Source organism: Tolypothrix sp. VBCCA 56010 (assembly GCF_050875635.1).
Lineage (GTDB): Bacteria > Cyanobacteriota > Cyanobacteriia > Cyanobacteriales > Nostocaceae > Hassallia.
On the sequence record NZ_JBPAOH010000299.1, the window covers coordinates 1 to 3,474 of the forward strand.

Sequence of the window (3,474 nt, forward strand, 5' to 3'; positions counted from 1 at the left end):
TAGACGTGCTTGCTTTTCTTGAGTCATCACTTTGATATGCGGCTTATATATTTCCCTCTATTTTGCCATCACTAGTAAATCTGCCAAAATGGGATGCTCCCAGAATGAGAGCCCTTACTTGGGCTGCCAAGGCTATAGGTACAGGAGCATTAAGTGCATTTGGCTCATGGGGTTTTAACCGGGTTGCTGCTAGAGCGAGTGCGCCACAACCTGCGAAACAACCGCAGAAAAACTTTGTTTTTAGCCTGTTTTCCAGTCAAAAAGGTTATATCTATGCCTGGAATCCATCTAGCGGGTGGTACTTCTATAACCAAAACAGTAGATTCCAGCCAATACCACAACCAGAAGAACTTCTTCATCGCGACTATGATGTTTTTCAGTTATCTAACGGTGGATATCAACAAGAGAGACCATCGGGCAATTATGGGTACGACCCTAGAATAAACGCATGGATCATATTTAGCTCTTAAACTTTGAACTCCCTTCCCCTCTCCTTAATAAGGAGGGGGGAGATAAAGCACAGCTTTGTCGGGGTGAGGTTACAGCAGATTTCAGGTAAATGAGGTATGTGCGTAAAACCCAAAACCCTGTAGAGACGCTACGCCAGAACGTCTCTATGTGTATCTAATAACAACGCAATCTGCTGTATAATTTGGCAGAGATTAATGCACAACGATTCCCGCCGGTAACAGAGCAACGTTCCATTGAGTTGCGTTGTATTTTAGCTACATGAAAACAGTTATGGATACAAATTATAACGATCGCATTCCAGACTAAATTTGATAAAAATTATCATTTGTTCAGATAAAAAATAGGGACACGATATTATCGTGTCCCAACAAAAAGCATCTCTAATTTACTCTCATAAAACAAGTATTATTCCGGCAATTTATACTGCCCGACAATACGCTTGGCAAACTCCGGAACATGTGCATCTAACTTCTCTGGATGATTGCGCTTCACGTATAAATAATTACGAGTAAAGTGAGAATCAATCGAAAAACGCGCATATTCCAATCCTTTGGGACCAATTTTTTCAATCACGACTCCCATCAATTTTGCCGCCCACATGGGCAGGGTAACGCCTTTATCGTAAGCGGGAATGCTTTGTTGTACGGCTTCTTTCCGGTTTCCCTGCGACATCACAGGCTGGGTTTCTAGCTGGTCTTTCACTAAGTCGAGCATTGCTTTGCCTGTATCATTTCTGACTACAATCCACTGCCAGCCGAAGGGTGCGCCCATGTAACCGACTACCAAATCTGCCAGGGAATTGACGTAATCAAAGCAACTCATGCAGGAAGGGGCAAAAACATCTTTGAGTTTATTGGTTTTTAAGCCAAAGAATGGTACGGTTTCTGTTGAGCCATCTTCATGTTTGAAGTGAACTCGGAAGTCTTGCATGAATTCGTAATGTACGACTGTCTCAGGCGATCGGCTGGTGGTTTCTAAGAATTTTTGCAGTCCGGCACGGTTGACATTATCAACACAAGGTGTTCCTAAAACATACAACTTTTCTAACCCAAGTTGTTTTTCGACGGCTCGTAATGCTTGAATTTGGCAACCAACCCCAATTACTAACAGTCGCTTCATCCCCGATTTTTCTATCTGTTCCAAGACGGAAAGATTAGGTGATAGTGTTGGTTTATTTACTCGTGCTGCTAGTATTTCTTCTGCGGTTCGGGCGATGATTGGCATCGGTTGAAAGCGGTCTTCTTTGGTGTTTTGTACGCAAACAACGCCTTCAACTATGCCGCGATTGAGCATTTCAATGGCAATGCTGCTAACAATTCCCGTCCATTGTGCGCCGGCGATGGGCTGCTGTTTGCGGGCTGCGGTCATGTGTTGATGAACACCAAAGTATAGTTCATCGGGATTGTCGAGATTGCGCGATCGCTCATGGGTTTCTTCTTCAAGTTCGCCTATTTGCTGATTAATAAAAGCGCAGGCTTCCTTGACATAGTGAATGTAATATGTATCGCAGAGTCCGCACTCGCTACAAAGTTCTTTAGCAGGACGACGGCTAGAGGGTTTGAGAGCCTTAGCTTTTTTGTGAGGAGAAACTGAAGTCATGTTAAGCGCAGTTTGTTAACTAAAAACCTAAGATAGCGGAAGGCTGCACTTTACACAAAATTTAAGAATAAAAAGCAAGATTTCATTGATTTCTCGGAATCTGCAAAAATTTACCAAGTATAAGCTGTAAGTAACTAATATTACTTAAAATTCAAACAAGTGACACAAACTTCCCGAACAGGAGCAGCATTCATAGCTGGAGGAGCCGTAGGAGGCGCTGGTGTTTCCGCAGCAGTGGGTGGGATGGGATTAGCAGGAGGATTTGGAGCAGTTGGAATTGGAACAGTTCCTGTAGTTGGTGCTGGCGCTGTTGCTGGTGCAGCTGCTTATGGTGCAATTAATGCGATCGCACAAGGAGATGCTGCGGCTTTCGGTACAATGGGAATTGGTGCAATCGGCGGTGCTGGCGTTTCTAACGTCATTGGTGGTATGGGATTAGTAGCACCAAAAATAGGTTTGGCATTTGGTATTGGCACAGTACCGATGGCAGGAGTTGGTGCAGTGGTTGGACTTGCAGCCTACGGTATTGCCAAACTGTTAGACGAATCCGAAATTAGTGAAACTCCCGCGCAGCTTTTTGAGCGAATGGAAGAAAAAGTCTTGCAGATGGATTTTTATTCCGCAGCAGTTATCGAGTTAGATTTATTTTTATCTGGGGAGGATCTCAACCAACAATTTGCAGCCTTGGAAGTCGAAGATGAGTTACAAGCGCTCAAGGCGGAAAGACATAATCCTACAATATCAAATTCCTCGCCATCTATAACCCCGAAAACCTCTGCTTTCAATACAGAAGAAGTAATATCCCTCAACACCCAAGTATCTGAAACTTGGAGATGTGTACAAACACTTCATTGTCACTCAGCCGCAGTCAATGCGATCGCTATTAGTCCCGATGGTAATACCTTTATCAGTGGCAGTGATGACAGACAAGTTAACCTGTGGGACTTAAAAACAGGAAAATGGCTTTATACTTTCTCTGGACAAGCAGAGGCAGTTTTATCTGTTGCCATCAGCCCTGATGGAAAAATTCTTGCTAGTGGCAGTGTAGATCGCAAAATCAGCAGTTGGCAGCTAGATACAAGAAAATTTATCAGGACATTTTTTTATTTAAATTCTCCCTACAGTCATAATGGCTTTGTTTATTCAGTTGCTTTCAGCCCTGATGGAAAAATTATTGCTAGTGGTAGTGCTGATAAAACTATTAGACTTTGGGGACGCTACACAGGAACAATCAAACCTACCTTGAATGGACATTCAGATGCAGTTTTGTCTGTTGGTTTCAGTCCCGACGCTAAAATCCTTACTAGTACAGGGTGGCGGAAATAGACCGACCATTAAATAGCCAGCACCTTACCCTTATAAGTCCATTTGAAAGGTTTAGCCATCGTTCGATTGAAGTAATCA

General features: G+C 43.2%; 3 protein-coding genes. 2 read left to right on the forward strand and 1 reads right to left on the reverse strand.

Annotation, left to right across the window (positions count from 1 at the left end; translation table 11 throughout):
* Window positions 1-104: 104 nt before the first annotated feature.
* Window positions 105-470, forward strand: a complete 366-nt coding sequence (locus tag AABK37_RS40830; RefSeq protein ID WP_432557088.1) for a hypothetical protein — start codon at window positions 105-107, stop codon at window positions 468-470.
* 406 nt (window positions 471-876) lie between these two features.
* Here the strand turns inward: AABK37_RS40830 and AABK37_RS40835 are convergent, their stop codons facing one another.
* Window positions 877-2,070, reverse strand: a complete 1,194-nt coding sequence (locus AABK37_RS40835) for a Coenzyme F420 hydrogenase/dehydrogenase, beta subunit C-terminal domain (RefSeq protein ID WP_432557089.1) — start codon at window positions 2,068-2,070, stop codon at window positions 877-879.
* A gap of 159 nt (window positions 2,071-2,229) precedes the next feature.
* Between AABK37_RS40835 and AABK37_RS40840 the strand changes: the two genes are divergently transcribed.
* Window positions 2,230-3,396, forward strand: coding sequence for a hypothetical protein (locus AABK37_RS40840; RefSeq protein ID WP_432557090.1), 1,167 nt, complete (start codon window positions 2,230-2,232; stop codon window positions 3,394-3,396).
* The last annotated feature ends 78 nt before the right edge of the window (window positions 3,397-3,474 follow it).